The following is a 24,110-nucleotide window of genomic DNA, read 5'->3' as shown; positions in this document are numbered from 1 at the left end:
CTCTGCCTCGATTCGTGGGCGCGTTTTTTATGTGACCGCGCGTTATTTATCGAGACTATTGCCCGAGCTATCAGATTCGTGCAAGCTCTTTCTAGATATGGTGTGGTTCAATCACACAGGCACAAGCGCAGGCACTACTCAATTCAGTCAAGCAACCCAAGTTTCTCAGCGCGCTCCAGAAGCATTTTCACCGATGACGGCTGCCACTTGGACCTTCCGCGCGGTGTCCGCTCACGCATAGTCTCCAGCCGATCACAGATTGCCTGTAGGGTCATGTCGGGTTTGGCGCCCTTGATGCCTGCGACAATGGCGGGCAGGCGATCGTCCGTGTCGCGGCGATTTGCCCGACCGACGACCGTCGTCGGCAGAAAACCGTCGCGGACATAGGCGTTCACGGCGCGCAACAGGCGGCTTTGCGTCCAACGCCGCGCCTCGGGCAAGGGGCCGTTGATGATGCGCAGCACATCCTCCCAAGCCATATCAGGGCGCAGCCGGCGTACATGCGGTACCCAGTCTTGCGCGGTCTCGTTTAGTCGTTCCATATATCCGTTCTGCCGCGCCAGCCGCACCTTGCGCTGTGCGGCAGGGTCTCGCGCGCGCAGGCCCGGATTGCCGCCCACGCGTCCTTTGGTCTTTGCGCTCGCCAAGCCGGCCTTCGTGCGTTCCCGGATCAAGGCACGTTCAAACTCGGCCGCGGCCCCCAGAACCTGCAGCGTGAACTTGCCCTGCGGCGAGGCAGTGTCGATCGGGTCTTGAATGGAGCGAAAGAACGCGCCCTTCGCCTCAAGCTGCTCGATCACCTCCAAGAGATGCGACAGCGATCGCGCCAGACGATCAATGCGCACGACAACCAGCGTGTCGCCCTTGGCCACGCGCTCCAACACGCGCGCAAGGACCGGCCGCGCACGATTTCCGCCCGAGGCCTGTTCTTCATGGATCTCGGCGCAACCCGCAGATTTCAGGGCCTGCGACTGGGGCAGGGGGGTTTGATCCTCGGTTGAAACGCGCGCGTAGCCTATCAATGGCATCAATACAGGCCTTTTGCAGTTTCATATCTCGCGAATAAACGACCGTTTGCAAACGAATGCAAGAGCGTGCACTGTGGCGCTGCTCAGCAGAGAACCCTTGGTTTCCATACGCTGAGCGCGTTCAGCGAGCTCTCGCAGACCATCGCGCGCCCGTGCTATATAAGGTGTGCAGGCGCACTCTGACAAAACACTTGGGTAAAATGCAAAAGTGCCATATTTTGCACATATGAAGACTCAAGTATCTATGCAGTATGATAATTTTGACGATCCTCTAGTGGATGCGATGGGGCTTGAAGAGACGTCTGAGGACGACCTGTGGTTCCTGCCCGGTCCGATAGAAGAGGAGCCGGATTTTCTGCCGCCCAGACCAAGGGCAGAGCTGCGTGAAACTGCAGTCCTCCACGATTGGCGATGCGCTGAGGCGGGCAATGCCGCCCGTCTTGCCCGCGTGGCTGGCCGGATCGGCGCGCTGGACGAACGGCTGCGCCGTGGCCCGGTAGGCTGGCGGCACAGGCTTGCGCTGATGGAGGCGGCAGATCTCAGCTGGTTTGTAGGCGACCGAATTGGCCCGGATCGGCTGGCGCTCTGGAAATCCATGCGCTTGTCCAGCGTGCAGGACGACACTGCGGCGCTCGCGCGTGTCGGATGGGCAGTGCGGCGTCTTACAGGCGGCCCTGGACCGGAAGGGGGCCTGTCCGCCTTCCTCGACCGCCGCGACCCCGAGAGCCTCGGCGTTGAAGCCGAACCGTTCGCGGATCGCGCGGGCGGTTGGCTCGATCTCATGGCGCAAGCCGCCGATCTTCACCCAATCACGCGCGCTTGCATGGGCTTCCATCTCTGGAGTCTCGCGGGCCTCGGGCAGCACGGCGACCGGATGGAAGCGGTGGTCACAGCCGCACGGATCGGGGCCAGTGAGGGCAAGGGCGCGCTCTTCGCGCCTCTGGCCATGGGTGGGGCAGGGGGATTGCGCTCCGGTGGCCCACCCGCTGACCGACTGTCTCGTTGGCTTGACGGGATGGAGACCGCATGCCTGACCGCAATGCGTCACCTCGATGATATCGAGGCATGGTCGGCGAGGGCGGAAGCCGAGATGAGCCCGCTTTCCGGCCGCACGCCCCCGGCCTTGTGCGCGGTACTTACCGAATGGCCGCTCGTGTCCGCTCCGATGGCCGAGGCCCTGATCGGCGCCAGCCGGGCGACCGTCCAGCGCAACCTGGCTTGGATGGAAGCGCGTGGTCTGATCCACGAGATGACGGGGCAGGGGCGGTATCGGATGTGGAGGGTCGCAACTTAAGCCGTGCTCTTTGTCGGGGGGCCGACAGTTTATGTTAGAGCCAACGCTTCTGTCCGCCAAACTTGCAGAGAATTCGCGGATCTAGCCCAGTTTGACGAATGTTGCTCGAAGCACGAATGTCCGCACAGATGAAAACGAACCGCCCGTGTCCAGTCTTCGTCTCTGGCTGCGATTTATAAATGCGTGGCCCAGCGAGGATGGCTCTCGTCAATGATCAAGGCATGGCTGTGCCTGCGATGTCCCCTTAGGTGGGGATGGTCGAGTGGCAAATTATCGTGGGTGTGCTCAAGCTCAACGGGATCGCCGGACGGCCAGAGTTTCAGCGCTGCGAGCATTCCGAAGGCGGCGATGAGGGCCAGTCCGATCAGTGCGGGAACGACACCATAGACCGTCAGCAGCCATCCCGACAGCGGATAGGTCACAAGCCAGCAGGCGTGGGACAGCGCGAATTGCGCTGCAAAGAGTGCCGGGCGGTCCCCGGCGTGGGCGGAACGGCGCAGCAACCGGCCCGAGGGGGTGAGAACGGTGGAATACCCCAACCCCACCAGCAGCCAGGCTGTCAGGAGGATGGACCAGCCAAGGCCTGCTCCAAGGACCGTCAATGCCAGACCGACCAGAGTAGCCACCATCAGCACGGCTCCGCCGAACATCACGGGCCGGTCCGGCAACACATCGAGAACACGCGGCAGGACCAGCGCGGCGATCATCGACCCTGCGCCGAAGGCGAACATCGTCCAGGCCAGAGCACTTTCCGAAAGGCCGAGCGAGCCGCGCACAAGAACGACGGTATTGACCAGCACCATCGCACCTGCCGCCGCCGCCGCGAGGTTCAATGCCAAGAGCCCGCGCAAGCGGGGCGTGGCCAGATAGATGCGGATGCCGCGCGTAGTGCGGTCATAGACACCACGCGGCTCGGATGGGCGGGGACTCGGCAGCACGACCGAAACAACCAGAAGGGCTGATGCGGCGAAACCGACAACCGTTCCGAAGAACAGCGTGTTGTAGGACATCACCGCGAGCAGAAGCGCCGCCAGCGTCGGACTGACGATGTTTTCCAGATCGTACGCCAGCCGCGACAGCGACAGCGCGCGGGTATAGCGCGCCTCTTCCGGCAGAACGTCCGGGATCGTTGCCTGAAAGGTCGGCGTGAAGGCGGCGGAAGCCGATTGAAGAAGGAAGATCAGGACGTAGACCTGCCAGACCTCGGTCACGAAGGGCAGTGCGAGCGCGACACCGGCACGCACCAGATCGAGCGTCACCAGAAGCGCGCGGCGCGGCACGCGGTCTGCGAAAGCCCCTGCAATGGGCGCGATGCCCACATAAGCAACCATCTTGATGGTGAAGACTGTGCCGAGGACCAGCGCCGCCCCGTCGCCCGAAAGATCAAAGGCGAGCAGGCCGAGTGCGACTGTGGCGAGTCCGGCACCCAGAAGGGCTACGACCTGTGCCAGAAACAGGTGCCGATAAGTGCGGTCGGAGAGAATATCGAGCATGGTCAGCCTCAGAGATATCGGGCGATCGCCCGCAACTCGGCGCGATCAGTTTCAGAACTTTCAACGTCGATACAATGGTCCATGTGATCATGGATCAGCGCACGCTTGGCGTTCGTCACGGCCTTTTCGACCGCTTGCATCTGCTGAGCAATCTCCAGACAGGGTTTGCCCGCCTCGATCATTTCGATCACGGCGCGCAAATGGCCGTCAGCGCGTTTCAGCCGGGCGACAAGGGCGGGATGGGTTGCATGGACTGGATGTTTTGTCATAAAGTAGTTCTATCCCCCCCGGGAGGATAGAACAAGATGGTGCCACGACGCACCACGCTAGAGACGGGCAGACGGGCAGATCCTATGGATACCTTGAGGACAGTTGTAAACGCCGCGTTTGCGACACTCTTGTGTTTGGCCGTACTCCTCTGGTCTGTGGTGCCCGCAACCTCGCACGCACCCTCAGTCATCGGCGTCCTTCAAGAGCACGCCGAAATGGTTGCTGAGCACGGTCATTCGCATGGACTGGAAGAAGACCTTGCTTGGGCCATGCATGGACACAGCCATGACAGCGTCGATCACGATCACAGTCAGGCGGTCGTGCCTGGCCCCGACCGATCGCCACACCCGCTCGATATTTACAGAGCCGCATGGCCGTTGAGTTCGGCCACGTCGAACACCTTACAGACATACCAAATCGAAAGACCTCCGCGCGTCTGATCGACTGCGTGCCAACAGCGCGCTGCATTCAATCATCAACACATATGCGGAGTTCAATCCATGAATACAGTCCATCAGGGCTGGACCGATCCCGGCATACGCCGGATCGTGATCCTGTCCTTCATTGCCCTTTCGGCGCTCGTCCTGGGTGCGGAAAACGCTCTTGCCCACGCCGTCACAGAAGGTGATGCAGGCTATATCCAGGAAATCTGGGGGGTGAACATCATCCCCTTCATGTATCTCGGCGCCAAACACATGGTCACGGGATACGATCACATCCTGTTCCTGCTCGGCGTCGTCTTCTTCCTCTACAAGATGAAGGATGTAGGCATCTATGTCAGCCTCTTCGCCCTCGGGCACTCGACCACGATGCTGGCCGGTGTCTGGTTCGGCTGGGGCATCAACGCCTACATCATCGACGCGATCATCGGCCTTTCGGTCGTCTACAAGGCGCTCGATAATCTCGGGGCGTATCAGCGCTGGTTTGGGTTCCAGCCGAACACCAAGGCCGCAACGTTGATCTTTGGCTTTTTCCACGGCACGGGCCTGGCCACGAAAATCCTAGACTATGAAATCGCTTCGGACGGGCTGCTGGCCAATCTTCTGGCGTTCAACGTGGGCGTCGAGCTTGGCCAGATCATGGCGCTTGCCGTGATCCTCATTGTCATGGGGTTCTGGCGGAAATCCCCAAACTTCTTCCGCCAAGCCTACACCGCCAACGTCGTCATGATGTCCATGGGGTTCATCCTCATGGGCCTGCAAATCACCGGCTACTTCGTAGCCACCTGAGAATTTAGGAGACCAAAATGTTTAACGCTAAAAAACCGAGCCTTGATGAGCTTCCCAGCTCCTCGCAGCTTATCCGTTCCACTGCCATTGCGGCGGCCAGCGCCGTTGCGATCCTTGTGACCGTCGTGCTGCCTGCCGAATACAACATCGACCCGACCGGGATCGGCGGGGTTCTCGGGCTGAGCGAGATGGGTGAGATCAAAGCCCAGCTTGCGGAGGAGGCCGAAGCCGACAGGCTGTTGGAGATCGAAGCCGAAGAGCAGTCGAGCCTCATGAACGATATCTTTGGACTCTTTGTCGGCACGGCACATGCACAGGAGGCCGAAGTCTGGCGCGACGAAACCACCTTTACGCTGGCACCCGGGGACAGCGCCGAGTGGAAGCTGGTCATGGAAGAGGGCCAGACAGTGGAATACCGAATGCTGGTCGATGGCGGTCGGGTGAATTTCGACATGCACGGCCACGGCGGCGGTCAGTCGGTGACCTATGAAAAGGGCCGCGGTTCGACCGGCGACGAGGGCGAGATCATTGCGGCATTTGACGGCGAACACGGATGGTTCTGGCGGAATCGGGACAGCCAGCCCGCAACCGTGACTGTCCAGGTGCGCGGCGAATACACCGAATTCAAAGACGCAAGTTGACACAAGGGCAGCCACCCGCATGAAAAGATGCGGGTGGCTGCCTGGCTCCGAAAAAGACCTTGGATAAGTCCGCAGTCTCGCCTCAGATTTTCCCCTGATACCAACCTCGGGCATCCGTTGGCCAATCAGTCAGTACCCGCGTGGCAATGTCACGCCTATGTTACGGGATACTTCTTGACCTCCCCCTACTGGAAGCTTGCATAAGGATCGTATGATCTGCGTTTTCCGCCTCATTTTGATTCTTGCATTGAGCTTCGGTGCCGTGGTTGCGCCGGATGTATCGGCAGCGAATGCGGCTGAGGCAGCAATGGCTCAGATGGTGGGCGCCGAAAGCGCGGACGACCATTGCGGCGGATGCGATCCGATCGGATTTGCTGACGGGATATCCTGCGAGGGTGGGTGTACAGTCCCTTGTGGCGCGGGAAGTACGGCCGGTATTGTAGTTCGTACGTCAGCGATGACGCTTGAGATGGCCGCCGGAGTTGTCATCCCGGTCGCGGGACCTGTGATCCCGATTGGCGCGGTTCCCTCCCTTGATCCATTTCCTCCCAAGCTGCCTGACTGAACCTGATAACGGCCTCGCTTGTTGCGGGGCCTGACCGTTGCCTTGGCCGAAGCTGGCTGAGTGCGACCCTTTCAGATCAAGGCAGAAGTGATGACCCTCAACAGACTGATTTCACGACGGCACGTGCTGCGCACCGGTGCCGCTTTCACGGCCATATCCGCTCTGTCACCGGCTCGAGTAGCGATGGCAGGTCCGACAGAGGACCCATTCTTGCTACGCGCTGCGGCCGGACAAGCCGCCCTGCGACCGGCACCCTACGGCTCTACCGACGTCTGGAGCTACAATGGATCCCTCCCCGGCCCCGAGATCCGGGTGCGGCAGGGAGACCGAATTCGGGTTCTGGCCCGGAATGGGCTAAATGAGGGGACGACGGTCCACTGGCATGGCATTCGCACACCCAATGCGATGGATGGTGTGCCGTTCCTAACACAGGACCCGATCCCGGTCGGTTGCGATTTTCTCTATGAATTCGATGCACTGGATGCTGGCACGTTCTGGTATCACCCGCACCAACGCAGTTCCGAACAGGTCGGACGCGGGCTTTACGGGCTGCTGATCGTCGAGGAAGCAAACCCGATCCGCGTAGATCGCGATCTGACCTGGATGCTCGATGACTGGCGGATGACCGGCGACGGACAGATTGCGACAGATTTCGGAAGTCGGCACGACGCCGCGCACGGCGGGCGTATCGGCAATTCCGTGACCATCAACGGCCAGATACCGGACCGCATCGCCGTGCGATCCGGAGAACGCATCCGCCTGAGGTTGGTCAACGCAGCCAATGCCCGGATATTCGGGCTGGATTTCGGGGGGCTTGCGCCGGTCGTGGTCGCTCTGGACGGTCAACCCGTGGCACCTCATGCACCAGACAGTGACGTCGTGGTGGTCGGCCCGGCCATGCGTGTCGATCTGGTGATCGACATGACCGGCAAGCCTGGCGACGCCCTCACCGTCACCGATGCCTTTTACGAAGGCCTCGAATACCGTCTGGTCGATCTCGCTTACGGGCCTGACAGGCTGCGGGACAGTGTGCCGGATTGGTCGATGGTCCTGCCGCCCAACCCGCTGGCCGAACCGGATATGGCGTCGGCTGCGCGGCATCAGATCGTCTTCAACGGCGGCATGATGGGGCAGATGATGATGGGCGGCGGCATGGGGTCCATGATGAAGCAGATGCGCGAAGGCAACATGTGGTTCATCAACGGCAAAGCAGCAACAGGGCACATGATGGATCCATTGCTGGTCCTGCCGCAGGGCACGTCGCATGTGCTGCAGATGGACAATCGCACCGCGTGGCATCACCCGATGCATCTTCATGGACATTCGTTCCGTGTGATCGCACGGAACGGGCAACCGACACGGCATCGCGAATGGCAGGACACCGTCCTGATGGCACCGGAGGAACGGGTCGAGATCGCCTTCGTGGCGGACAATCCGGGAGACTGGATGTTCCATTGTCACATCCTGGAACATCAGGCGGCCGGCATGATGGGCATCATACGTGTCGATCCTGGCACGACCAAAACCTGAAACAATCTCACGCAACAATCACCACGAAAGGAAAGAACCGATGAAGAAACTAATTGGACTTGCCAGTCTTGGCACCGCAGGTGCTGCCGCTGTCCTTGCAATGAGCCTGAATGCCGCGCCTGCCGCAGCGCAAGAGGCCACGCTCTACAAGAACCCGCAATGCGGATGCTGCGAGAGCTATGCGGACTACCTCCGCGAGAATGGCTTCACGGTCGAGGTAAAGCCGACCCATGATCTGGCTCAGATCAGCCGTGATGCAGGTATCCCGGACGATTTCCACGGCTGCCATACGACCTTTCTGGGTGACTACGTCGTCAGCGGTCATGTGCCAATCGATGTCGTCAACAAGTTGCTTGATGAGCGCCCGGACATTGCCGGTCTGACACTTCCCGGCATGCCGTTGGGATCGCCGGGTATGGGGGGCGCGAAGCAGGAACCGTTCAAGATTTACACCGTCGAAAAAGGTGTGAACACGACCGTCTATGCGGTCGAATGATCAATTGCGCGGTCTGGTGCGATCCCGTGCCTGACCGGTTTCAAGGGAAAACAAAGGATGAAGTGCATGATGATGGATGGTGGAATGATGGGTGGCGGCATGATGATCGCGATGGGACTGGTTTGGTTGCTGATCGTGGCGGTGCTGGTGCTCGCGGCAATCGCCTTGGTCAAATACATCCGCTCGGACAGCGGAAAATAGAAATGCGCCGGGATGCGGAATGAGGGCGCCAACAGTGGCGACAGTTTGTTGTCGATGGGATTCCTCTGGGCGATTTGCGTCCTGCTTGTCGTGGCATCGCTCGTGGCACTCTTCATCCTTTGTATGTGGATCGCGAGAAGAAGGCACAAGCGACATGAAAAACACCATTAGGCTCGCCGCGCTCTTGCTGGCTGCAACGGTCTTGCCCGTTTCGGCGCAGGATGACTCGCTCGCGGGCGAACGCCTTTATCAGGAGAATTGCGCCAGTTGCCATGGCGCAAACCTTGAGGGGCAGCCCGATTGGCGCTCCAGATTGCCGAACGGCCGGTTGCCTGCCCCGCCGCATGACGCCTCGGGCCATACCTGGCACCATACGGACCGCGTGCTTTTGGACATCGTGAAGCGCGGAACGGCGGCGATCGTCGGGAATGGTTATGAAAGCGACATGCCCGGTTTCAAGGAGTTGCTGACGGATGAAGAGATCACGGCGATCTTCGATTACATCAAGAGCACATGGCCCGATCGGATCCGCGCTTCGCAGGAAAGCCGTACCCTTGCGGATGAGCAGGTGCAGCCATGACGCAACAGGTCGTCAGCAAAATCGACCCCGTACCGCGGCGCAGGATCTCCGGGTTTGCGCTGGTGCCGCTAATAGCTTTTGCCCTCATGGTATTGTTCGGCTGGGGGCTTTTCAGGGGCGGCGACGACTTGCCATCGGCGCTTCTCGACAAACCTGTGCCGGAGTTTGCGCTTGCTCCGGTGCTCGGCCGCGAGGAAGGTCTTTCGACGCAGGACCTGATCGGCCATGTCTCGCTGGTGAACGTCTTTGCGTCGTGGTGTGTGCCCTGCCGTGCAGAACACCCGCTGTTCCTGGAATTGAGCGCCACAGGTGAAGTGCCGCTCTACGGGATCAACTACAAGGATCCGCCCGAACAGGCGCGCGCCTGGCTCGACGAATTGGGCGATCCCTACGCGCGCATCGGGGCCGACATCGACGGACGTGCTGGCATCGAATGGGGCGTTTACGGCGTGCCCGAAACCTATGTCATCACGTCTGACGGCACCATCGCCTACCGCCATGTCGGACCGATTACTCGGGCAATCTTGCGCGAAACCCTGTTGCCGATCGTCCGGGATCTGAAAAACCAATCTTTCAAGGAGCCAACGCCATGAAATATCTCAAAACAGCCCTGCTCGTCTGGGCATTGTCAGTTGGCTCTGCGCTTGCCGGGCCGCAAGGCTTCGCACTGCACGACACGCCGCAGCCGGTGATCAATGTGCGCTACGAGACCGAGGACGGCAGCCGTGGGGACATGGAGGATTTTCGTGGCAAGCTGATCCTCGTGAATGTTTGGGCAACCTGGTGCGTGCCATGCCGAGAGGAAATGCCGACGCTGGATGCGCTTCAGGCGGAACTTGGCGGCGACCGGTTCGAAGTGGTCGCCCTGTCCATCGACCGGGCCGGATCGCCCGTCGTGCGGCGGTTCTACGACGAGATCGGTGTCACCAATCTCAAGATGTATGTCGACAAGACCATGTTGTCGATGACCGCGCTGCGCACCGTCGGCCTGCCGACAACGATCCTGATCGACGCGCAGGGGCAGGAGCTGGGACGGCTGGTCGGCCCTGCCGAATGGGACGAGCCCGAGATGGTGTCCTTTTTGCAGGGGTTCATTCAATGAGTACCTTCGAAAGAATACCACCCGCCCTTGACCGCCCAGTTATCAGAATGACCGGCCCTCAAACTTCTGAAGGATTTTCCGGATGACCGACATATCATCTTCCAACGATGCGGGCGACGTCGGCATCAAAAACGCCGGCAACCGGCCCCGGTGGTTGACGCGCAGACGATTGCTGTTCGTCGGTGCGGCAACCGTGATGGGCGGCGGCATGGCCCTGAACTGGGGATGGCTCACCGCGATCGGTCTCGCGCCTGTTTTGGTCTCGCTGGCACCCTGTGCCGCGATGTGCGGGCTTGGTCTGTGCATGAAGGGCGGGTCCGGCGGGAAATGCAACGATGCGGGTGGTGGCAAGCCCGATCAATCCGAAAGGTGATGCAGTTGATTATCTATCTGACCCGGCGCGCCGCCTTGGCGACATTTGCGGCCACGATCTCCTTTCCGGCCTCCGCCGATCATCCGGGTGAAAATCTGGATGCGCGGATGTTCGAGATGGAGCCATACTTCCAGGCCATCGACGCAGCACAGGCCCCGGATTTTGAGTTGCAGGATGCGGAGGGCAATCCTGTGCGCTTGGCGGATTTCAGCGAAAGGGTCGTCATCCTGCATTTCATCTACGCCAACTGCCAGGATATCTGCCCTCTCCATGCGGAAAAGATTGCGGCGGTCCAGGCTTCGATCAACGACGGGCCGATGAGCGATCTGGTGCGATTCATCTCGATCACAACCGATCCCGTGAATGACACGCCTGACGTTCTGCGCGGGTACGGGGACCGGCATGGGTTCGATCCGACCAACTGGGTCATTCTGACCAAACGGCCTGATCAGGCTGACGACGTGACACGCCTTCTGGCGCGGGACTATGGGCTGGAGTTCACGATAGCGGACGACAGCGACATGATGATGCACGGTGCAGTGACCCATGTCGTGGATATCGGGGGACGGTTCGCCGCAAAGTTCCATGGCATGGACTTCAAGAATGTGAACCTGATCCTCTATGTCAGCGAGTTGATCAACAATGCCCAGCACCGACGTCGCGAACGCGGTTGGTGGGATCGGCTGACGGGGGCGTTTCAATGAGCGATATCGCGATTGGCGTCATGCCGTCTTCGACGGATGGAATTTCCCTGATGGCACTCCGTCGGTATTTTTCGGTGATCATCCCGGCTAATCTGATCTGGGAGTTCGCCCACATGCCGCTCTACACGATCTGGAGCGAGGGCACCTGGGGTGAGATCGTTTTCGCCGCGGTTCATTGCACAGGTGGTGACATCCTGATTGCCATGAGCGCGCTGATGCTCGCCTTGATGCTGACCGGCCGTGGCTGGCCCTTCGTGGCTCCGACACGACGTTTGGTGACCGTCCTGACAGTATTGTTCGGTCTGGGATATACGCTGTTCAGTGAATGGCTCAACATCGTGATCCGCGCGGCATGGGCCTATTCGGACCTGATGCCGATCATTCCGATTCTTGATGCAGGGTTGTCGCCGGTACTGCAATGGATCGTGATCCCGTTGGTCGCGTTCTGGTGGGCGGCGCGACCTTTCAGCGCCGAGCATAAAGCATGATGGATATTTCCGGCATCGGCATCTTGGCGGCCTTTCTGGCGGGGGCCATTTCGTTCCTGTCGCCCTGCGTCCTACCGCTGGTGCCGGGCTATGTCTCCTATATTGCGGGCCAGCCGGATTTGCGCACGACGCGATCGGTCGGCCTGCGGGCACGCGCCGGGGCACTTGGGCTGAGCGCCTGCTTCGTTCTGGGATTTTCCACGGTCTTTGTCGCGTTAGGGGCCGGGGCCAGCGCGCTCGGGTCGCTGCTTCTGACCTGGCGCACTGAACTCAACTATCTGGGCGGGGCGATCATCATCCTGTTCGGACTGGTCATGCTGGGTGTCTTCCGTCTGGAGGCGTTCTCGCGTGACACCCGCTTCACACTCGACGTTCCGGGGGGTCGCCCGCTTGGAGCCTACGTACTGGGCTTGGCCTTCGCCTTTGGTTGGACCCCCTGCATCGGACCAATCCTTGGCGCGATCCTGACACTCAGTTCGACCTCCGGCGGCATGTCGGACGGCATCTGGCTGCTGTCGATCTATTCCGCAGGGTTGGGCGTGCCGTTTCTGCTGGCCGCGCTGTTCACCGACGCCATCGCCGCGCGGGTCAGACAGATCGGCAAGGCAGGTCGCTGGCTCTACAAAGGCGCAGGCGTCGCCATGATCATCATGGGCGTTGCCATCATGACCGGCCAATTGTCCCGGTTTGCCTACTGGCTCTTGGGAACCTTCCCATTCCTGGCCTCAATCGGTTAATTCTCCTTGGCATTTCTGAGGTGAAGCCAGATCAGTATTGCCCCGATGACGAGAAATATCAGGTTGAGGAAGAACGTGTAGTCGATGCTGAACCGGACCATCTCCTGAAGCGAAGGCCGCTCGGTCGGGATCATCCCTACGAGAGCGAACAGGTAATGCACCGTAATTCCCGCAGCGACCATGCACAGGTGCAGCAAGCCTGAAAGATAGAGCGCATACTGCCAGCCATAATACTTTGCGTGCACCCAGATCACCGTGGCAGCAACTAGATCGGCTCCGAGAAAGGCGATCACGCCGCCGAACGACGCATCACGCGACCAGAGCATCGCGGCCAGGGGGACATTGCCCATCGACCCGATGAAGGTGAAGAAGGCCACAACCGGTGCCACCAGCGCGTTTTCGAGAACGATCAGGAAGCCCGGCGCGTCCTGCGCACCGCCATCTGCGACCAGGAAGATCGCGTTCCAGAAGCTCTGCGGCACAAAGACGGAAATGAAACCCGCGACCGTGAAGCCGAACAGGATCTCCTTCCAAACCATCTGCCATTCCATGAAGAAAGCGCGGGCGATCCGATTCCATCCTTCGCGGGACAGCAGCTTGTCGCGGAACGATCCCTTCATGGTCCGGTCCGTGTCCATACCTTCGTCGGACTGGGCCTTCTCCGCATGCTCTTTTGCTCTTTGGACAAGCGACCTTGGAAACCATATCAGGGTGAGGGCATAGGCGTAGATCGTCATCAGGATGCCAAGCATGAAATTCGCCACCATGAATTTCCAGCCCAGCAGGACCAGAAGGACGATTCCAAGCTCGATCACCAGATTCGTCGATGAAATCAGGAAGGCGATGGAATTGACCGGATGCGCTCCTTTCACGAGGATCGAACGCGACGCGGCAAGCGCCGCGAAGGAACAGGACGACGACACGAAACCAAAGAACCCGGCAATGCCTGCCTTCCTGGCACCACGATCACCCAGAACACGCGCCATCTGATCCCGTGTCACGAAGATCTGGATGCCTGCGGAGATGATATAGCCGAAGATCAGCGCCCAGAGCGCCTTCCAGAGCATGCCCGCCCCGGTCGTGAATGCTTCGATTATCTGGTCCATTCAGCCTAACCTTTTTTCGCAGTGCTGCCTGACCTGCGCTCCTACCGGGAGAACGAGTCTGAAGGATGTGAAAACGGCATCCGCCTTTCAGCCGATCAGATAGACTCTGATCGGCATCCAAATCCCCATGACCATCATCATCAGATTTTCCGTGAGCGAGACAAAGCCAAGCGGAACATTGCTGTCACCACCGACGCAGGCGCATTTCAATTCACGCTTGTCGATATAGACCGCCTTGAAAACCGATACTGCGCCAACGGTGCCGATGAACAAGGCCACCGGTGCCGAAAGCCAAGTCAGCGCCCCGGCGACCATGAGGATACCTGCGAAAGCCTCTCCGAACGGATAGATTTTGCCATATCGCACCCACCGACGCGCCAGCAGGTCGTAGTTCAGGAACATGGTCGAAAAGCTTTCGACATCCTGAAGTTTTTGTACCGCCAGAAAGCACATCGAGATCGAGATGAACCATTCCAGGGCGCGCAGGGTGAAAATGTTCTCGAAGCTGTACCACGACAAACCGAGCGCCATCAGGAACGCGACGGCAAAGATCGTGATCACCGGCTGGTAGGACGTGTCCGAGCGTTCGTCTTCCGGCGCATCGATGCCGAAATGGACCCGAAGGTCGTCATATCCGCCGATCCGCTCGTCCCCGATCCAGGTTTGCGGGGTGGTTTCGACGCCGTGCTCTTCCATGAACGCGTCGGTTTCCTCACGCGTGGTCAAATGGTAATCCTCGACCTCGAAGCCCTTGCGCTCCAACAGGTCCTTGGATTTGAGCCCATAGGGACAGAGGTGGTCGGGCATCACCATCCGGTAAAGCTTGGCTGTCTGGGTTGTGTCTCTTGGCATGTCATATCCTCCGTTTCAGGGTTCAGGCGTCGCAGCCATAATAGCCGCGATAGCCTGCCCGCAGGCCGGCATCGAGCTCAAGAACGAGGTTGGCGTCCTGCATTTCACTACTGTTTTCCAGCGCCGCAGTCCCGTCCGGCGCACTGAGGGCCACGGACATCCCTTCGGCGCTCAGGGTGCCGGTTCCGTCGGTTGAACCAAGACGCACCAGGTCGCCGCTGATCTTGGCCAGCGCCGCCGGGGCGCCGTCGATCTGTCCTGCGGCAAGCACAGGTTTGCTGCTCGTGGTATACTTGAAGGTGCAGATAGCCCCATCCGGGAAAAGCTGCGCGATTTCATCGCCGGTCAGGAATTCCAGATCGAGGATGGCGATTTCGGCGGATGAGAGTGCCTCGTTCAGATCGACGATGCGGGCTGGACCATCCAGACCCTCATCAGCCGCGTCACCATTCGTGTCGATGTCATTTACCAGATACCGCATTTCGGCGATTTCTTTGTCTTGGGCAAAGATGATCTCGTCAGCCAGTTTGCGCACCCGAGGGTCAGAAATGTTGGCGCGGCTCGAGGTCATGATCGCGATCGAATGGTGCGGGATCATTGCCCTCATGTAGCTGGTATCGCCCACGGTTACCTGGCTCCGGACCAGCCAGAGGGATCCGGCAAACACCACGGCCCCGCCAATAAATATGGCAGCGTTAATCGCCTTGCTGGAGTACATCGACAGCATGAAGCCCAGCATGATGATCGCCATTGTGGCCCCCATCAGCACGGCCATATAGGCGCGTGTTTCGGACCAGAAGATATGGCTCAGCAGATAGGTGTTGAGATACATCAGGATGAACATCACCACCGTGGATGTGGCGATCATCCCGAAAAAGCGTATGTATGTCATTGGAAACCTCCAGTCTCGAAAAATTGATGTCCTATAGAAGGAACAACATTGCTGCGCTGGAATGTTCCGTAGTTTTCGGGAAAGTTCGGCTTTTGCAGACGTCAGAGCTATCCGGACGCCTTGCTGATACTGCCCGCCTTTTGTTCCATCGCCAGATCGGCCAAGATGGGGCAATCGGGGCGGTGATCACCCGCGCATGCATCCACAAGATGCGACAGCGTCGCGCGCATTTCGGTTAGTTCAGCGATCTTGCTGTCAATCCGATCAAGATGCTCTTCGGCAATCTGCTTCACCTCGGCACTGGCTCGGTCAGTATCGGCATAAAGCTTCAGCAGGCTCCGGCAATCCTCGATGGTGAATCCAAGGGCCCGTGCCCGGGCGAGAAAGGCCAGCTTGTGCACGTCGCTTTGCCGAAAGCTGCGATAGCCATTTGAACTGCGCAGCGGTTCGACAAGACCGATGTCTTCGTAGTAGCGGATCGTTTTGGCGGGAAGGCCGGAAAGGTCGGCCACATCTCCGATGTTCATAATCGTTTCCTCCTTGAGTTCATTCAGCTGGAATCGGGGATGCCGAGGCTTCGGAGACGGGGCGCGCCGTTTCGTCCATCGCCGGGCGCACGCGGCGCAGCCGCAGCGCATTCGTCAGCACGAAGACAGAGCTGAGCGCCATCGCACCTGCTGCCAGAACGGGTGAGAGCAGAAGTCCTGACACCGGATAAAGCGCGCCCGCCGCAACCGGGATCAGGGCGACGTTGTATCCAAATGCCCAGAAAAGGTTCTGGCGGATGTTGCGCATGGTGCTCCGCGACACCTCGAGGGCGTTCACGACGCCGCGCAGATCGCCGGACATCAGCACCACATCTGCGGATTCGATGGCCACGTCTGTACCGGTGCCGATCGCGATACCCACGTCCGAATGGGCAAGCGCGGGTGCGTCGTTGATCCCGTCGCCAACGAACGCGATGCGCTGGCCGGTGCCCCGCAGATCGTCCAGCGCCGCCACCTTGCCGTCGGGCAGAACGCCCGCGATCACATGGTCGATGCCGATTTCGCGGGCGATAGCCTCTGCCGTTTCGCGCTTGTCACCGGTGATCATGGCGACCTTCAGTCCCTGTGCGTGCAATGCGCGGATTGCAGCGGCGCTGGACGGCTTCACCGGATCGGACACCGCGATGACGGCGGCGACACGACCGTCGATCGCCGCGAAAAGTGCGGTGCGGCCCTGTTCGGCCAGCCGGCGCTCCTCGTCGGCCAGATCGCCGATTGTCAGCCCCTCGCGGATCATCAGGCGGTCGGCCCCGACAAGCACCTCGCGGCCCGCCACTTTTGCTCGCACGCCGTGGCCGGTGATGGATTCAAAATCCTTGGCGTCATGCCGCGCGACGCCCTCGACCTTTGCCGCGCGCACGATTGCCTCGGCGATCGGGTGTTCCGATTGCGCCTCAACAGCGGCGACAAGCGCCAGCACCTCGGTTCGGTCAAAGCTGTCTGCAAGCACGAGATCGGTCAGTTCCGGGCGGCCCTGGGTAACCGTTCCGGTCTTGTCCAGCGCCACCACATCCACGCTGGATAGCTGTTGCAACGCGTCGCCCTTGCGGAAGAGCACGCCCATCTCGGCGGCACGTCCCGTGCCGACCATGATCGACGTCGGCGTGGCGAGCCCCATCGCGCAGGGGCAGGCGATGATCAGCACAGATACACCGGCCACCAAAGCAAAGGACAGCGCGGGCGAAGGACCGACCAACAGCCAGACAATCACCGTCAAAAGCGCCAATGCCATGACAGCGGGCACGAACCAGAGCGTGATCCGGTCCACCAGCCCCTGGATCGGTAGCTTGGCGCCCTGCGCCTCTTCGACCATCCGGATGATCTGGGCCAGCGTCGTGTCGGCGCCCACACGCGTCGCGCGGAAGTGGAAGGCACCGCTGCCGTTGACGGTGCCGCCGGTGACGGGATCGCCCACGGATTTGGCCACCGGCACCGGTTCGCCGGTGATCATGCTCTCGTCCACACGGGCACTGCCCTCGGTCAGCTCACCATCCACTGCAATCCGCTCGCCGGGGCGCACGATCAGAATATCGCCCGCGACGATGCGGTCAATGGCCACATCCTGCGGCTCCCCGTCAACCAGCACACGGGCTGTCTTGGCCTGAAGGCCCAGCAGCTTCTGGATCGCAGCCCCGGTCCGGCCCTTCGCGCGGGCCTCCAGCCAGCGGCCCAGAAGGATCAACACCACGATGACCGCCGCCGCCTCGAAATAGACCGCGCGCGATCCCGCAGGCAGCAGCGTCGGTGCGAAAAGCGCCACGAGCGAATAGATGTAGGCCGCCGAAGTGCCAACCGCGACAAGGCTGTTCATGTCCGGCGCGCCTTTCAACAGTGCCGGGAAACCGCGTGTGTAAAAAGTACGTCCTGGCCAGAGCAGGACTGCCGTGGTCAAAACGAACTGGATCATCCAGCTGGTCCAGTGGCCGATGGTGTCACCGATCAGACCGTGCATGCCGGGGATCAGATGTGCGCCCATCTCAAGTAGAAACACCGGCAGGGCGAGGGTCGCTGCCACGACAGTCCGTCGTGCCAGAACCCGCGCCTCTTCGTTCTTGCGGGCTCCTGCGTCTTCCGATGAACTATCTTCGGCCTGAGTGGCGGGGTAACCTGCGTCGCTGGCCGCCTTGATGAGGTCGACAACCGCGACTGCGCCCTCCAGATAGGTAACCGTTGCGGTTTCCGATGCGAGGTTGACGTTAACGTCCAGCACGCCCGGCAGCACGGCCAGTGCTTTGTCCACCCGACCGACGCACGAGGCACAGGACATGGATGCGATGTTCAGACGTACGCTCCCGGTACGGGCTGGATAGCCGATCTCCTGAAGGGTCGTGGCGATTTCGGCGATGCGCTCCGGTGCGTTGACCTGCGCCTGGGCGGTCTCGTTGGCGAGATTGACGCGGACATCGCTGACCCCCGGCAGAGCCGTGAGGCCACGTTCCACGCGCCCGACGCAGGAAGCGCAGGACATGTTTTGCAGGGAAAGCCGAAGGGTGCGTGGATCCGACATGAGAATCTCCTTGTTTTGATCCTCCTACAAATAGGGGCTCCAGTTACTGGAAGGTCAACAGGCATGTAGAATAAAATTCTGGCAATTGACCTTCCCCCGCAGGAACGCCCTATGTCACTATCGTCAAAGGAGATTGCGATGTTCAGATTCAGCGTACCGAACATGAGTTGCGGCCATTGTACCGCTTCCATCCATCAGGCCATCATGGCGGCCGACCCAGATGCAACGGTTTCGTGCGATCTGACTGCACGTATCGTCAACGTCGACAGCACTCTGGATGAAACTGCATTGGCCGCAGCGATCAGCGATGCGGGCTACAGGTCTGAGAAGCTGGCAGAGGTTCAGTAGCCAAGATGCGTCAGCAACGCTCCGCTGAACGGAGATAGCGGCTCTCTCTATGTCGCTGATATGCAACATTCTCTGACAGCAGCGGCCAAAACTCGCCGGTTTCAAAAAAAAGCGACAAACCTTCCTGCGCAGGACGGATTGACTGTACTGCATGGGTATCCGATGTTCGCGGCATGAGCTTTCGAGTTTTCATATCAAGCTGGTCAAGGGCGTTTACGTGCATTGCGTTTGCGCTGGCATTGGTATTGTCACCACCTTCTGCCGCTCACGCGGCATCCGGCATGCATGACGGACATCAAGCCAAGTCTATTGTTGTCGTTGGTTCCGCCATGACTCATGACACCGGAAGCGATGCGCATCACGAGCATGAGAAGCTTAGGGTCGCAAGCGACATCGACATCGCAGCGTCCGACAAAGATGGCAAAGAGCAACAATCCCAAGAGTGTTGCAACGGTATCTGTATTTCTGTCGTCTTCCTCGAAGACACCAAGATCAAAGCAGAGCCGGTTGGTACAAGTGAATATGTCATTCTGGACGGTCAAACGTATTCGGTAGAAACAGCAGGGTTCCTGCGGCCCCCTCGATTCCTGATCTGAACTGACGCCCAAATCGGGTGTGAGCCTTGCGCAGAGTCTGCGTGAGACAACGTTCATCAATCAGGTTACGTTCATGAAAATTCATCTACTTATGGGGGCTTCGGCCCTCGGGCTTGGCGCATGCGCCTACGAGCCCACCCCGTTGCCGTCCGTCGCGACCCAACAGGCCGTCGCCAACACGGCAGTTTCATCGCCGATCAGCTATCAGGACCCCTTGGCGGGCTACACCTATCGCGGCCCTACAGGTCCCCGCGACTGGCGTTCCGTCAATCAAGAACAGACGGAGGGCAACTGATGCGGGTATCGAAGTTTCCGCTGGTTTTCGGCTTTCCGCTAATCTTGGGTGCCTGTGCTACAGCTGTGCCAGGCATCTACACGGAACCAAAAGCTGGCTTCGCCAATATTTCCAGCCAGGTCACACCAGCCATTGGCAAACGGACAGCTTTCGCCGAAACCCAGGCCGAAAACGAGGCCTTGAAGAAGCAGGTGCACGCAATGGTGCACCGCAAGACCATTTCGGCGGACACCGCCGTTCAGGTCGCGCTTCTGAACAACAAGGGGTTGCAGGCGTCATATGCGAACGTTGGCCTATCTGCCGCAGAGGCCTGGCAGCAGTCGACGCCGGAAAACCCGATCGTGTCGATCGGTGTCTTGGGCATCGGTGCGCCGGAACTGGGGGCTTATAGGGCAATCGAAGGCCTGATCCGCTCCAACGTTCTTGATGCCACCACCCGTAAGCAGCGAACGGCCATTGCAGACGCAAACTTCCGGCAGGCTCAACTGAGCGCCGTGAACGACACGCTCGCACTGGCCAATCAGACGCGGAAGGCATGGGTCGATGCCGTAGCTGCCTTCGAGGCAGTGAGCTATCTGCGCCGCGCGAAAGCGACCTCTGACGCCGGATCAGAATTGGCGATGAGGCTTGGCGAGACCGGCGCGCTTAACAAAGCCGGGCAGGCCCGTGAACAGGCCTTCAACGCCGAACTCGCCGGGCAACTTGCCCAGGCACGCTTGAATGCTACCCGGTCCAAGGAGCAGCTGACCAGGCTTATGGGGCTGTGGGGCACCGAGGTCGACTATTATGTGCCCGATGCCCTACCTGCGCTGCCGCGTTCCGTCGGCCGTGTGACTGACATCGAAGCGAAAGCATTGCGAAATCGGGTTGATCTGCGCGTTGCCAAACTTGGCCTGGAAGCACAGGCCAAGGCGTTTGGTCTGACTGATCAGACTCGCATTATCAGCGATCTCGAATTTATTGCCGGGTTCGAAGCGGAGCGGGAAAATGAGGACGGAGAAACGGAGACCGTGACCACCCCTCAGGTGGAGGTGGAGTTCGCAATCCCGATTTACGACACCGGTAAGGCCCGGATGCGCAAGGCGGAATTGTCGTACCTGCAAGCAGCCAATATGCTGGCAGAGAGAGCCGTCAACGTCCGGTCCGAAGCGCGTGGTGCTGAAGCCTCCTATCACGCCGCGTATAAGATCGCCCGCCACTATCGCGACGTTCTGGTGCCGCTACGCACGACCGTCGAAGAAGAGGGGCTGCTGTCTTATAACGGCATGATCACCAACACTTTCGAGCTGCTGACAGACGTGCGCGAGAAACTTGGCGCATCACTGGAAGCGGCAAACGCAAAACGCGAATTCTACATGGCGCAGGCTGACCTGACTGCTGCGATCTATGGCGGCGGAGACGGCGGCGGTGCTGGTGGAGAAGACGCAACACTTGCCGCCGGTGGCGGCGCAGGACACTGAAAGGAACTGACATGTTGAACAGACGTCAATTACTCGGAGCCGGTGCGGCAGGTGCAACGCTGGTCTCTTCGAAAGCCTGGGGTCAAACCTTGAACATGGGATTGCCCGAAGCCGCGCAAATGGACAGTGCGGCAACGGCGATCACGGCGCGTCCCAATTCCGGGCCGGACTACACACCTGTGGTCACATTGAACGGATGGACCCTGCCACACCGGATGAACAACGGCGTGAAGGAATTTCACCTCGTGGCCGAACCGGTAGAACGCGAGCTTGCCGACGGCATGATCGCGCATTTGTGGGGCTACAACGGACAATCCACCGGTCCGACAATTGAAGCTGTCGAAGGCGACCGGGTGCGCATCTACGTCACCAATAAGCTGCCGGAAGGCACAACGGTACACTGGCACGGGCTGATTCTTCCGTCGGGCATGGATGGGGTCTCCGGGTTGAGCCATCCCAGCATCCCACCAGGCAAAACCTTCGTCTATGAATTCGACTTGGTGAAGTCCGGAACGTTCATGTACCACCCCCACGGCGATGAAATGACCCAGATGGCGATGGGGATGATGGGCATGTTCGTGGTCCACCCCAAGGATCCCACATTCATGCCGGTAGATCGTGATTTCCTGATCATGCTGAACGCTTTCGACATCGATCCGGGGACCTATGTACCCCGCATCATGACGATGACGGATTTCAACCTTTGGACCTGGAACAGCCGGATCTTCCCCGACATCGATCCGCTGGTCGTGAACAAGGGCGACCGGGTGCGAGTGCGGGTTGGGAATCTTACGATGACGAACCACCCGATCCATATGCACGGCTATGACTTCAAGGTCACCTGCACGGATGGCGGCTGGGTGCCGCCTGAAGCACAGTGGCCGGAGGTGAGCATCGACATTCCCGTAGGTGCGATGCGCGCCTACGAATTCACAGCTGATCATCTGGGTGATTGGGCGATCCATTGCCACAAATCTCACCATACGATGAACGCTATGGGCCATGACGTGCCGACGTTCATCGGGGTGAACAAGAAGCCGCTGACCCAGAAGATACGTCAATTCCAGCCGGAATACATGCCGATGGGCATGTCCGGCATGGGGGACATGGCAAAAATGGAAATGCCGCTGCCTGACAATACCATCCCGATGATGACGGGTTGGGGCCCGTACGGACCCATCGAGATGGGCGGCATGTTTTCGGTCGTGAAGGTGCGAGACGGCATCGACGCGGACGATTACTCCGATCCCGGCTGGTACGAAAATCCTCCGGGCGAGATGGCCTACGAATGGACCGGCGAATTACCCGAATTTGCCTCCAACAACAGCCCCAAGACCATTCTCACACCGAAACCAACCTCGAAGGGCTGAGCGGCCCTTCGTCATCTCCAACCAAACCAACCTACAGGACAATAAAATGAGAAATCTTCTTTTGACGACAAGCTTTGCGATCGCGTTATCAGCACCGGCCTTTGCTGCAGGTACACACGACGGTGGGCATGGGGAGAACAAGCCGGCTGCAATGATGGTCGGCATGCCGGGTGACGCCGCCAAGGTGGATCGTACAATCGACGTCACTTTGCTCGAAAACGATGAGGGCCAGATGCTGATCGAGAGTGAGCCGATGGATATCAAGGAGGGCGAAACCATCCGCTTCAACATCACCAACAAGGGTGAGCTGGAGCATGAATTCGTCCTCGACACGGTAGAGCGTAATGCCGAGCACAAGATCGAAATGGCCAAGATGGACATGGAACATGACGATCCGAACCGTATCCGTCTCGATGCGGGCGCCTCGGGCGAGGTTGTCTGGACTTTCGCAAATTCTGGCACATTCGAAGCAGCGTGCCTGATCCCGGGCCACTACGAATCGGGCATGCACCGTGAGGTCGCAGTCGGTGACCAGATGGCTCAGGCTGACGTGGAATACACGAGCGGCACCATCAAGAAAATCGACGCAAAGGCCGGCAAGGTCACAATCATCCACGGCCCTCTCGTCAACCTGGATATGCCGGCAATGACCATGGTGTTCCGCGCCGACGAGGCGATGGTGGCCAAGATGGCGGAAGGTCAGGACATCGAGTTCGTTGCCGACCGGGTCAAGGGTAAACTGACCGTCACGCAGATGAAGTAACTACTAACAATGGGGCCGGGGGTAAACACTCCGGCCCCATCGCCTTGATCGCTTAGCCCAAGCAAGCAAGAAGATCCCATAAAATCAAGCGCTACGGAGGTAGCCGAGCATGAAGAATTTCCTGAGAACCTGCACCATCGCCCTTGCGCTCGTCCTTCCGGCTTTTTCAGTGGGCGCTTCCAGTGGCAAGGGCCAGCAGCCTCACGCGCGTGCATTCGAAGTGCCTGGCCATGATCCGATCGGGAGGCCCGGTGATGGCTCCTCAATCGACAGGACGATTGAAATATCCATACGGGAGACAGAAAGCGGCTACATGCTTTTCGAGCCGGACGCACTCCACATCGAGAGCGGTTCAGTTGTCCGCTTTTTGATCAGCAATTTGGGCGGGCTGGAACACGAGTTTTTTCTCGGCTCCTTTGACGAGGTTGCAGAACACCAGCAGTGGATGCGCGAACATCCCGATATGCAACATGACAACGCCAATTCAGTTTCGATCCCTAGTGGGCAAAATGCAGAGTTGATCTGGGAGTTCTCCGATATGACCAACCTGGAGTTCGTATGCTTGATCCCCGGCCACCGGGAAGCGGGCATGTGGGGCGTCATCATCGTGCACGATCACCTTGCGCCGAAATCCAAAGGTTAG

28 protein-coding genes are annotated in these 24,110 nt (G+C 59.6%); 20 read left to right on the top strand and 8 right to left on the bottom strand.

Features of this window, described 5'->3' with window-relative positions; translation table 11 throughout:
* Window positions 1–143: 143 nt before the first annotated feature.
* Complete coding sequence (locus DSM107133_RS23955; RefSeq protein ID WP_114293648.1) at window positions 144–1,028, bottom strand: recombinase family protein; 885 nt, start codon at window positions 1,026–1,028, stop codon at window positions 144–146.
* Window positions 1,029–1,272: 244 nt separating this feature from the next.
* On the opposite strand from DSM107133_RS23955, the gene DSM107133_RS23950 reads away from it, so the two are divergent.
* Window positions 1,273–2,322 carry a hypothetical protein gene (locus DSM107133_RS23950; RefSeq protein WP_114293709.1) on the top strand — a complete coding sequence of 350 codons (1,050 nt, stop codon included), beginning with the start codon at window positions 1,273–1,275 and terminating at the stop codon, window positions 2,320–2,322.
* Window positions 2,323–2,495: 173 nt separating this feature from the next.
* Here the strand turns inward: DSM107133_RS23950 and DSM107133_RS23945 are convergent, their stop codons facing one another.
* Both DSM107133_RS23945 and DSM107133_RS23940 read right to left on the bottom strand, forming a co-directional pair.
* Window positions 2,496–3,815: an MFS transporter gene (locus DSM107133_RS23945; protein WP_114293650.1), complete on the bottom strand. Its 1,320-nt coding sequence runs from the start codon at window positions 3,813–3,815 to the stop codon at window positions 2,496–2,498.
* An 8-nt stretch (window positions 3,816–3,823) separates the two neighbouring features.
* Complete coding sequence (locus DSM107133_RS23940; protein ID WP_007120627.1) at window positions 3,824–4,084, bottom strand: metal-sensing transcriptional repressor; 261 nt, start codon at window positions 4,082–4,084, stop codon at window positions 3,824–3,826.
* 501 nt (window positions 4,085–4,585) lie between these two features.
* On the opposite strand from DSM107133_RS23940, the gene DSM107133_RS23935 reads away from it, so the two are divergent.
* The 12 genes from DSM107133_RS23935 (at window position 4,586) to DSM107133_RS23885 (ending at window position 12,731) form a co-directional block, all read left to right on the top strand.
* Entirely contained in the window at window positions 4,586–5,314 is a 729-nt protein-coding gene (locus DSM107133_RS23935) for a HupE/UreJ family protein (protein WP_114293651.1), read from the top strand.
* Window positions 5,315–5,331: 17 nt separating this feature from the next.
* Window positions 5,332–5,955: a transmembrane anchor protein gene (locus DSM107133_RS23930; protein WP_114293652.1), complete on the top strand. Its 624-nt coding sequence runs from the start codon at window positions 5,332–5,334 to the stop codon at window positions 5,953–5,955.
* Window positions 5,956–6,610: 655 nt separating this feature from the next.
* A complete protein-coding gene (locus tag DSM107133_RS23925) occupies window positions 6,611–8,050 on the top strand; it encodes a multicopper oxidase family protein (protein ID WP_114293654.1) in 1,440 nt (479 codons plus the stop codon).
* 40 nt (window positions 8,051–8,090) lie between these two features.
* Window positions 8,091–8,546, top strand: a complete 456-nt coding sequence (locus DSM107133_RS23920; protein ID WP_114293655.1) for a DUF411 domain-containing protein — start codon at window positions 8,091–8,093, stop codon at window positions 8,544–8,546.
* A gap of 66 nt (window positions 8,547–8,612) precedes the next feature.
* Window positions 8,613–8,747 (top strand): hypothetical protein, encoded by a 135-nt coding sequence (locus DSM107133_RS25030; protein WP_007121580.1) that lies wholly within the window; start codon window positions 8,613–8,615, stop codon window positions 8,745–8,747.
* A gap of 154 nt (window positions 8,748–8,901) precedes the next feature.
* Complete coding sequence (locus DSM107133_RS23915) at window positions 8,902–9,327, top strand: cytochrome c (RefSeq protein ID WP_114293656.1); 426 nt, start codon at window positions 8,902–8,904, stop codon at window positions 9,325–9,327.
* A complete protein-coding gene (locus DSM107133_RS23910; RefSeq protein ID WP_114293657.1) occupies window positions 9,324–9,920 on the top strand; it encodes a DsbE family thiol:disulfide interchange protein in 597 nt (198 codons plus the stop codon). Before DSM107133_RS23915 ends, DSM107133_RS23910 begins: the two co-directional genes overlap by 4 nt.
* Complete coding sequence (locus tag DSM107133_RS23905; protein WP_114293658.1) at window positions 9,917–10,429, top strand: TlpA disulfide reductase family protein; 513 nt, start codon at window positions 9,917–9,919, stop codon at window positions 10,427–10,429. Before DSM107133_RS23910 ends, DSM107133_RS23905 begins: the two co-directional genes overlap by 4 nt.
* An 82-nt stretch (window positions 10,430–10,511) precedes the next feature.
* Window positions 10,512–10,802, top strand: coding sequence for a hypothetical protein (locus DSM107133_RS23900; protein ID WP_114293659.1), 291 nt, complete (start codon window positions 10,512–10,514; stop codon window positions 10,800–10,802).
* Window positions 10,802–11,506 (top strand): SCO family protein, encoded by a 705-nt coding sequence (locus DSM107133_RS23895; protein ID WP_114293660.1) that lies wholly within the window; start codon window positions 10,802–10,804, stop codon window positions 11,504–11,506. Before DSM107133_RS23900 ends, DSM107133_RS23895 begins: the two co-directional genes overlap by 1 nt.
* Window positions 11,503–11,994: a hypothetical protein gene (locus DSM107133_RS23890; RefSeq protein WP_114293661.1), complete on the top strand. Its 492-nt coding sequence runs from the start codon at window positions 11,503–11,505 to the stop codon at window positions 11,992–11,994. Before DSM107133_RS23895 ends, DSM107133_RS23890 begins: the two co-directional genes overlap by 4 nt.
* On the top strand, window positions 11,991–12,731 hold the full coding sequence (locus DSM107133_RS23885; RefSeq protein WP_205387823.1) for a cytochrome c biogenesis protein CcdA: 741 nt from the start codon (window positions 11,991–11,993) through the stop codon (window positions 12,729–12,731). The genes DSM107133_RS23890 and DSM107133_RS23885 overlap by 4 nt, the downstream gene beginning before the upstream one ends.
* Here DSM107133_RS23885 and DSM107133_RS23880 read toward each other — a convergent pair.
* The 5 genes from DSM107133_RS23880 to DSM107133_RS23860 form a co-directional block, all read right to left on the bottom strand.
* A complete protein-coding gene (locus DSM107133_RS23880; protein ID WP_114293663.1) occupies window positions 12,728–13,837 on the bottom strand; it encodes a permease in 1,110 nt (369 codons plus the stop codon). The two genes, DSM107133_RS23885 and DSM107133_RS23880, sit on opposite strands and share 4 nt — an antisense overlap.
* Before the next feature lie 87 nt (window positions 13,838–13,924).
* Window positions 13,925–14,689 carry a glutaredoxin gene (locus tag DSM107133_RS23875; protein WP_205387824.1) on the bottom strand — a complete coding sequence of 255 codons (765 nt, stop codon included), beginning with the start codon at window positions 14,687–14,689 and terminating at the stop codon, window positions 13,925–13,927.
* Between the two features lie 22 nt (window positions 14,690–14,711).
* Complete coding sequence (locus DSM107133_RS23870) at window positions 14,712–15,581, bottom strand: DUF305 domain-containing protein (protein ID WP_114293665.1); 870 nt, start codon at window positions 15,579–15,581, stop codon at window positions 14,712–14,714.
* A 107-nt stretch (window positions 15,582–15,688) separates the two neighbouring features.
* Entirely contained in the window at window positions 15,689–16,108 is a 420-nt protein-coding gene (cueR, locus tag DSM107133_RS23865) for a Cu(I)-responsive transcriptional regulator (RefSeq protein ID WP_037929540.1), read from the bottom strand.
* A gap of 19 nt (window positions 16,109–16,127) precedes the next feature.
* Window positions 16,128–18,635, bottom strand: coding sequence for a heavy metal translocating P-type ATPase (locus DSM107133_RS23860; protein ID WP_114293666.1), 2,508 nt, complete (start codon window positions 18,633–18,635; stop codon window positions 16,128–16,130).
* A gap of 138 nt (window positions 18,636–18,773) precedes the next feature.
* Here DSM107133_RS23860 and DSM107133_RS23855 point away from each other — a divergent pair, with 138 nt between their 5' ends.
* From DSM107133_RS23855 to DSM107133_RS23825, 7 genes are all read left to right on the top strand, one after another.
* The gene (locus tag DSM107133_RS23855; RefSeq protein WP_114293667.1) at window positions 18,774–18,983 is read left to right on the top strand and encodes a heavy-metal-associated domain-containing protein; all 210 of its coding nucleotides are present in this window, start codon (window positions 18,774–18,776) and stop codon (window positions 18,981–18,983) included.
* A gap of 173 nt (window positions 18,984–19,156) precedes the next feature.
* On the top strand, window positions 19,157–19,579 hold the full coding sequence (locus tag DSM107133_RS23850; protein ID WP_114293668.1) for a hypothetical protein: 423 nt from the start codon (window positions 19,157–19,159) through the stop codon (window positions 19,577–19,579).
* 73 nt (window positions 19,580–19,652) lie between these two features.
* Window positions 19,653–19,874: a hypothetical protein gene (locus tag DSM107133_RS23845; protein WP_239032051.1), complete on the top strand. Its 222-nt coding sequence runs from the start codon at window positions 19,653–19,655 to the stop codon at window positions 19,872–19,874.
* Window positions 19,874–21,334, top strand: coding sequence for a TolC family protein (locus DSM107133_RS23840; protein WP_114293670.1), 1,461 nt, complete (start codon window positions 19,874–19,876; stop codon window positions 21,332–21,334). Before DSM107133_RS23845 ends, DSM107133_RS23840 begins: the two co-directional genes overlap by 1 nt.
* 11 nt (window positions 21,335–21,345) lie before the next feature.
* The gene (locus DSM107133_RS23835) at window positions 21,346–22,704 is read left to right on the top strand and encodes a copper oxidase (protein WP_114276243.1); all 1,359 of its coding nucleotides are present in this window, start codon (window positions 21,346–21,348) and stop codon (window positions 22,702–22,704) included.
* Between the two features lie 46 nt (window positions 22,705–22,750).
* Window positions 22,751–23,467 carry a copper-binding protein gene (locus tag DSM107133_RS23830; protein WP_037929554.1) on the top strand — a complete coding sequence of 239 codons (717 nt, stop codon included), beginning with the start codon at window positions 22,751–22,753 and terminating at the stop codon, window positions 23,465–23,467.
* 109 nt (window positions 23,468–23,576) lie between these two features.
* A complete protein-coding gene (locus DSM107133_RS23825; RefSeq protein ID WP_114293671.1) occupies window positions 23,577–24,110 on the top strand; it encodes a plastocyanin/azurin family copper-binding protein in 534 nt (177 codons plus the stop codon).

Source organism: Pseudosulfitobacter sp. DSM 107133 (assembly GCF_022788695.1).
Lineage (GTDB): Bacteria > Pseudomonadota > Alphaproteobacteria > Rhodobacterales > Rhodobacteraceae > Pseudosulfitobacter.
The sequence above is the reverse complement of the archived record's forward strand: the minus strand, read 5'-3'. Positions and strand labels throughout refer to the sequence as shown.